The organism is Actinoplanes sp. G11-F43, assembly GCF_050589265.1.
In the GTDB taxonomy this organism is placed as follows: Bacteria; Actinomycetota; Actinomycetes; order Mycobacteriales; family Micromonosporaceae; genus Actinoplanes.
In genome coordinates this window covers 1-7,016 of the sequence record NZ_JBNZCE010000078.1, presented here as the reverse complement: position 1 = coordinate 7,016, position 7,016 = coordinate 1, and the positions used below count along the sequence as shown (strand labels likewise).

Annotated in this window: 4 protein-coding genes; 3 read left to right on the top strand and 1 reads right to left on the bottom strand. The window is 70.6% G+C overall.

Annotation, left to right across the window (positions count from 1 at the left end; all coding sequences use genetic code 11):
• Both ACQ0O7_RS44800 and ACQ0O7_RS44795 read left to right on the top strand, forming a co-directional pair.
• Positions 1-3,214: polymorphic toxin-type HINT domain-containing protein (locus tag ACQ0O7_RS44800; protein ID WP_430792044.1), on the top strand; the 3,214-nt coding region annotated here is incomplete at its 5' end.
• A 10-nt stretch (positions 3,215-3,224) separates the two neighbouring features.
• A complete protein-coding gene (locus tag ACQ0O7_RS44795) occupies positions 3,225-3,599 on the top strand; it encodes a hypothetical protein (protein WP_430792043.1) in 375 nt (124 codons plus the stop codon).
• Between the two features lie 54 nt (positions 3,600-3,653).
• On the opposite strand, the gene ACQ0O7_RS44790 is transcribed toward ACQ0O7_RS44795, so the two are convergent.
• Entirely contained in the window at positions 3,654-5,549 is a 1,896-nt protein-coding gene (locus ACQ0O7_RS44790) for a hypothetical protein (protein WP_430792042.1), read from the bottom strand.
• 298 nt (positions 5,550-5,847) lie between these two features.
• Here ACQ0O7_RS44790 and ACQ0O7_RS44785 point away from each other — a divergent pair, with 298 nt between their 5' ends.
• Positions 5,848-6,909 carry a hypothetical protein gene (locus ACQ0O7_RS44785; protein ID WP_430792041.1) on the top strand — a complete coding sequence of 354 codons (1,062 nt, stop codon included), beginning with the start codon at positions 5,848-5,850 and terminating at the stop codon, positions 6,907-6,909.
• The last annotated feature ends 107 nt before the right edge of the window (positions 6,910-7,016 follow it).

Genomic DNA, 7,016 nt, shown 5'->3' with positions numbered 1-7,016 from the left:
ACACGGGGAGGGCGTTCGCGCCCTGCAGCAGGCCTCCAACGCGATGGCCGCCGCGGCGAACGGTGCCCGGCACTCGGCACGGATTCTTGCTGGAAGTGGCACGGCGGGATCGAAGGCGACCGAGCTGACCGCGGCGAATACCGAGGTCAAGCGGCAGCTGGGGTATGCGCAAGCGGCCGCTCGGGAGGCGGGTGTCGCGGCGGCCACCGCGTCGACGGCCGCTGATGATTTGATCGACACCGGCTTGGAGTACGGGGCTGAGTGGGCGCTGATCGCCCAGGGCATGAGCGAGGCGGCGACGGCTGCGGTCGGTGCCACTCAGACCGCGGTGTACGCCTCGGACGCGACCGTCGCGACGAACAACGCGCAGGGTGCGCAGGCGCAGGCCGAGGCGCATGCGCGGCAGGCGATCAAGTGGCGTGAGCATGCCGAGGAGCATGCCCGGTCGGCGGCGAGGCTTGCTGCCGCGGCGGAGAAGCAGGCGGCGGCTGCCAAGACGGCTGCGGCACGGGCGAAGAAGGCCCGGGAGCAGGCACAGGCCGCTGAGGCGAAGGCGTGGGCGGAAGCGGAGAAGACCCGCCGGCATCGGCAGGAGGCCGAGGCCCAGGCGGCGGAGGCCAAGCGTCAGCGGCAGATCGCCCAGGAACAGGCGGCGCTGGCCGCTCAGCACCGGGCCGAAGCCGAACGGCAGGCGGCCGTGGCGCGCAGTGCCCGGGCAAACGCCGAGGCACAGGCCGGCATCGCCGACGCGGCCGCCAGGCGGGCCGGTGACGCCGATCAGAAGGCCGGTGCCGCGGAGGCCAAGGCATGGGAGAAGGAGGGCGTGGCGCGGCAGGCGCGCGACGCCGCGTACGCCGCGGAACGTAATCGTCAGACGGCCGAGGCCAAGGCGCAGTATCACCGCGGCTGGGTGGCCAAAGCCGACAGTGCGGAGGCCCGGAACGAGGCGCTGGCCGCGGCGGCCGACGCCGACCGTGAGTTCCAGACCGCGGACGGCGCGGCGAAGTCGGCGCGCGGATCCGCGAACACCGCGACCGGCGCCGCGGCGAACGCCCGCGGTGCCGCCACCCAGGCACAGCAGGCTGCCCGCCGGGCATGGGCGGCCGCGGCACAGGCCAGAGCCGCGGCGAACGCCGCCGACGCGGCGGCGGACCGGGCGGAGGCCTCGGCGAAGGCCACCCACGCCGCGCGGGTGCGCGCCGACGCGAAGGCGGCGCTGGCCACCGCGGAGCAGATCAAGGCGGCCCGGGCGGCGACCGCGGCGGTCAACCTGGCACGGGAGGCGGCCGAGGAGGCGGTCCGTGCGCTGTGGGCGGCGGATCGGACGAAGGTCGAGGCTGAGGCCGCCACTACCGAGGCTGTCGCGGCTGCGGCTCAGGCCGAGATCGCGGTGAACGCGGCGGCTGCGGCACGTCTGTCGGCGGCGGGTATCGCGGCGCCGCATGATGCGGCGATCGGCATGGTGTCGCCGTTCAGCGGGTCTGACATCGACGCTGATTTCGTGCGGTTGGTGGCTGAGCAGGCTGCGAGTATCGGTGCGGAGCAGGTTGCGGCGGCTCAGGCTCGCGCTGAGGAGGCTCTGGTCGCGGCGGGTAAGGCTCAGGATGCCGCTGATCTGGCCAACGAGCAGGTGCCGGCCGCTTACACCGCTGCGGCGCAGGCGGCCAAGTCCGCTGCGTCGGCCGCGCGGTCGGCTGCCGAGGCGAAGAAGTACGCGGCGCAGGCAGCTGTCGACGGGGCCGCCGCTCGTACGGCCGCGGCCAGTGCCGGCCGGGCTGACGCTCAAGCCCGGGCTGACGCGCTGGCCGCCCGGCAGGCCGCTAATGAGGCTGCCAACGACGCCGCGGTTGCCGGTCGCAGCGCTGAGCAGGCCCAGCGGGACGCCGCCGCGGCGAACAGTGCGGCTACCGCGGCGGAGAACGACGCCGCCGCGGCTCGTGGCGCCGCCGACCGGGCCGAGGCCTCCGCGGCCGAGGCCAAGAAGTACGCGGAGTCCGCGCAGAAGTACGCCGAACGGGCCGTCGAGGCCGCGGCGCTGGCCCTGCAGCACGCCATCGACGCGCAGAAGGCCTATGAACGGACCGAGGCCACCGAACGGGCGGAACTGGAGAAGGCGCTGGAGACGGGCGCCGAGTTGACTCCGGACCAGGAGAAGGCCTTCCTGGCGTCGCTCAGCGAACAGGAGCGGGCCGAGTACGAGGCCGCCAAGAAGGCCGCCGAGCAGGGCATTCTCGACTTCATCAAGGAGAACGGCCTGGAGTTCCTGGGCGACCTGGTGATCGGGGATCTCAAGGAGTGCGCCACCAAGCCCAGTTTCGGCGCCTGCTTCTGGGCGGTCCTCGACCTGATCCCGATCGGCAAACTGAAGAAGCTCAAGAACGTCTGGGACCTCTACAAGAAGTACGAGAAGTTCGCCGACGGGGTCAAGGGCGCCCGCAAGAAGGTTCACGACCTGGTCAAGAAGTTCCTCAAGAAGGGCGGCTGCCCGGACGACAACAGCTTCGTCCCCGGGACCAGGGTCCTGCTCGCCGACGGCACCAGCCGGCCCATCGAAGGACTCACAGTCGGGGATCGGGTCCTGGCCACCGACCCGGTCAACGGTGTGACCGCCGGCAGACCGGTGACCGCCACGATCGTCGGCAGTGGCGCGAAGAAGCTGGTCGACCTCACGGTCGACGGGGCGACGATCACCGCCACCCACAACCACCCGTTCTGGGTGCCCGAGCTGTCGAAGTGGGTCGACGCGGAGAACCTCGCCGTGAACCAGTGGCTGCGGACCAGCTCCGGGACGCTGGTGCGGATCTCGGCGATCCGGCACCGCACCGAGCAGGCCGTGGTGCACAACCTGACGGTCGCCGACATCCACACGTATTACGTGCTCGCGGGCAACCGCCCGGTCCTCGTCCACAACTGCGGTGACCTCGGCCCGGACTGGAAGCCGCTGGACGCGTCGCAGGTCTGCCGGTCGAACGGATGCGAGGCGGTAGCCGCCGAGATCCAGCGGAAGATCGGTGGCGACATCGTCCGGATCAACCCTCCGCCCGGTCTTTCGAACCTGGGCAGGTATCGCGGACAGTGGTCGGAATGGACACATCATGAAGTCGTCGTACGAGATGGCAGGGTTTATGATGGTTTCACCGACCGGAAGGGACTGACGATCAAGGAGTACAAGGAGCTGTTCACCGACCTCCTCGATGAGGAATTCCCGTTCTGAGGTGGAGTCAGTGAGTAATCGGGCGTACTTCGAGTCGGTTCGTCGCCGTCCTCGCCTGCATGGCCTGGACGGCACCTGGGGTGGCACCGTCGCCTTCGTCCTCGGTTTCGACGCGGCCACGTCAGGCGGCCTGCTCTCGGGTTTCCGCGAGTGGCTGATAGTCCGGCTGGGCGACGGCAACAATCTCACCTGGGCCGCTTTGGCCGAACGTGCCGTCACGGAATCGGATCCGCGTGAAACCGGAGATTCGGGGGCGGATGAGCTATTCGCCCTGCTCGACGAATTCCTCGCGGTAAAGGAGAGCCCGGCCGGTTTGGCGCGCATCTTCGACGCATATCTGGAATGGCTGAAAGGTCAGTCCTGGTATCGCAGCGACATGCTCTGAGGAAACATGAAAGGGCTCTCCCGCACCGGGAGAGCCCTTTCATGACGAGAAGGGTCAGGCAGTAGGTTCCGGAGCGGTCCGCAGAACGGTCCAGAAGGCGCTCAGGCCACCCTCCTTCACCCGGGCGACCCGGTCGCCGGTCAGGACCGCGATCCGGTTGCCGCTGAGAGCGTGCTGCTGGACGCCACTGAACTCGTTCACCCAGAGAGCGTTCAGCGCGCCCTCCTTGACGTGCGTGACCCCGCCGGTGGTGAGGACACCGATCCGGTTGCCGGAGAGGGTCAGCTCCTTGACGCCGGTGAGCTGGGTGCTCCAGAGGGCGTTCAGCGCGCCGTCCTTGACGTACGCCACCCCGCCGGTGCTCAGCACGCCGACCCGGGTGCCGGAGAGGACGAGCTGCTTCATGCCGGTGTGCTGGGTGCTCCAGGCGGCGCTCAGCGTGCCCTGCTTGACCCGCGCGGTGCCGTCGGTGCCGAGAACGCCGATCCGGTTGCCGGAGAGAGCGATCTGCTGGACGTTGCTGTACTCGTTCACCCAGGTGGCGGTCAGCGAACCCTCCTTGACGTACGCCACCCCGCCGGTGGTGAGGTTACCGATCCGGTTGCCGTCCAGGACGATCTGCTTCATGCCGGTCGCCTGCTTGACCCAGCCGGCGCTCAGGCCACCCTCCTTGACGTAGGTGCTGCCGTCGGTGAGAAGGATGCCGATCCGGTTGCCGGACAGCGCGAGCTGCTTGACGCCGGTGTACTCCTTGACCCAGGTCGCGCCGAGGCCACCCTCCTTGACGTACGCGACGCCGTCCGCGGTGAGGATGCCGATCCGGTTGCCGGCGACCACCACCGAGACGATGTCCGAGCGCACCTCGTACTGCCCGGTCTGCAGGAAACGCGCGACAGCGGTGTAGCTGGTGGCCAGCGCGGTCTGCCCGGCGGTGGCCAGCGAGACGTGCCCGGCCTTCAGCGCCCGGTCGACGATCCCCTGGACGGTCTTGCGGTCGTCGGCCTCCTTCTTCTCCAGGGCGATCTGGATGTCCCGGTCCTTGGCCTGGTGGATGCCGGCGTCGATGAAGGCTCGCCAATCCGCCGGGTCCAGGCTGCGGGCCGCGGTGACCGCGGCGAGCTGCACCTCGGTGCCCTCGTCCGCGTGGTTCCACACGGTGACCACGAAGTCCCGGTCCGGCAGGCTGAGCAGCTCGGTGGTGACCGGCAGGCCGATCCGGTTGGCGGCGAACTGCTTCGCGGCCCGGGCCTGCGCCGCCGCCTTCTCCGCCTCGGTCTTGTCGTTGTCCCTGGCGATCCAGTCCTCGGTGTCCTGCTTGGCGGCGGCGGCCAGGCCGGAGGCGATGAACGCGGTCTGCTCCTCGGCCGAGCCGGTACGCGCGGTGTCGGCGCCGGCCTTCACCAGCGGCCACCGCTCGCCGTCGACCAGGTCCCGGATCTTCAGCAGGAACTGGGCGTCGGTCCCGCTGAGCAGGGCCGCGTCGGCGACCACGTCGATGGCTGCGGAGGCGGTGGTACGGGCCAGGTCACTCAGCCGCTTGGCCTCGGTGCTCTGGCGCTCCCGCTCGACGTCCCGGTCGAAGGCCGCGAACACCTCGGTGAGGATGAAGTCGACGCAGGCCTGCTCGACGTCCTCCGGTGCGGCGCTGAACGCGACTTCCGCCGCGATCCGGACCTCGGTGTGCTCCGGCTTGGCCTTGACGTGGTTCCAGATCGCGATGACGAAGTCGCGGTCGGCCAGCTCGGCCAGCGCGTAGTCGTCCCCGCGCCCGAACTTCACGGCGACCGCCAGCTTCTGCTCGTACAGGTCGGCGGCGGCCTGCGCGGCGAACTGCGAGGGCAGTGCGGGCGTGGCGTGCGCGGCGGCGGGTGTCACCGCGGTGAATGCCACGGCGGCGACACCCGCGGCGAGAAGCCTCCGGGCGGTCAGCCCATCGGTGATGTGTGGCATGAGGTCGATTCCCCCGTAGAAATTGGCCTGGAAGGGCACGTCCGGAAATCGGGCTCATCGCCCGGCTGGACGCCCGGGGAAACTAGCCCGGCGCTCCGTCCATTGACAAGGCTGCATTGGCATGACGAACGCCTCACCCCGATGTCCGCGCTGATCATCCCCTTTTCTGGGAATTGCGGGGCGGCGCGGGACGGAAAGGCGTGCTTTCATCGGCGTCTATTGTGCTGGTCCGCCTACGGCGACCGGCCTATTGGTGTGCGTGCCAACGGGGGACACGATGAAACGCAGAAGCATATTCATGGCGAGCACGGTCACGGCGTTCAGCGCCGTGGCCTGGGCGGGAGCGGCCCGCGCCGCCGAACCGTCGGCGGTCACCGCGCTCACGGCCGAGCAGGAGGAGGCGGAACGCCTCTTCGTCCGCTGGCTGTCAGCCTACGAGGAGCGCCTGGCGGTCCGCAGCGCGGCGCGCTCGGCACTGCTGACCGGCGACACCCCGGAGGAGAAGGCCACCGCCGTCACCACGTTCCTGATCTCGGGATACCCCGCGGCGATGGACCGTGCCGAGCAGAACCTGGCGCGCCAGACCACGTACGCGCGGCGAATGGTCACCACCCACCCGGCCCGGACCTACCCACAGGTCAACGCGGCCGGCCGGCGCGCCCTCACCGGCACCGAGCTGGAGCTGGACGAGTTCGCCCGTACCGGCTATGCCGTCGCCCTGGACCTGGACCGCAAGGGGATCGCCGACGACAAGCTCCGCGCCGACCTGGTCCGGCAGGACGACCGCGACTACGTCACCCACCTGCGCGACAACGACCCCGGCGCACAGGTCCGGGCCTGGGCCGCCCGGGCGGTCGCACCCGGAGCCACCGATGCCGACGTCGCCGAATTCCTCAGCTACGGCTGGGCCAGCGCGGCCGGGCTGGACACCCAGACATACCGCCGGCAGTGCGCCGACGCCGACAAGGCCTGGCTGCTCACGTCCCGCCGTCTGGTGGCCGACGCCCAGACGGCCGAACAGAAGGCCCGCGACGCCGCGGCCGAGGCGAAGGAGCAGCTGATCGCCGCCGCCGCCCGCGACTGGGCCGCCGTCGCCGCACACACCACACAGCCCCGGGTGGCCTGGGCCGACGCCGAACAGGTCGCCCTCCGGCAGGCCGAGACCTGGCTGCAGATCTCCATCGCGGCCGGCACCGCCACCAGCCCCAACTGGCAGAACGTCGCCGGCACCGCACAGGGCACCCGCGAGCAGTGGCTGACCGCCCAGCAGACCGCCGCCGAACAGGCCGCCTCGTGGATCGCGTTGTACCAGCGTGCCCTGGAGGCCGAGGCCGCCCTGCTCACTGGGGGTACCCGATGAGACTGCCCCGGCTACGCGCTGCCCTGATATCGGTGCTGGCAGCTACTGTCCTCGGCGCCGGACTCCACGCCCCACCAGCCCTCGCCGCCGACCCCACCCCGGCGCCC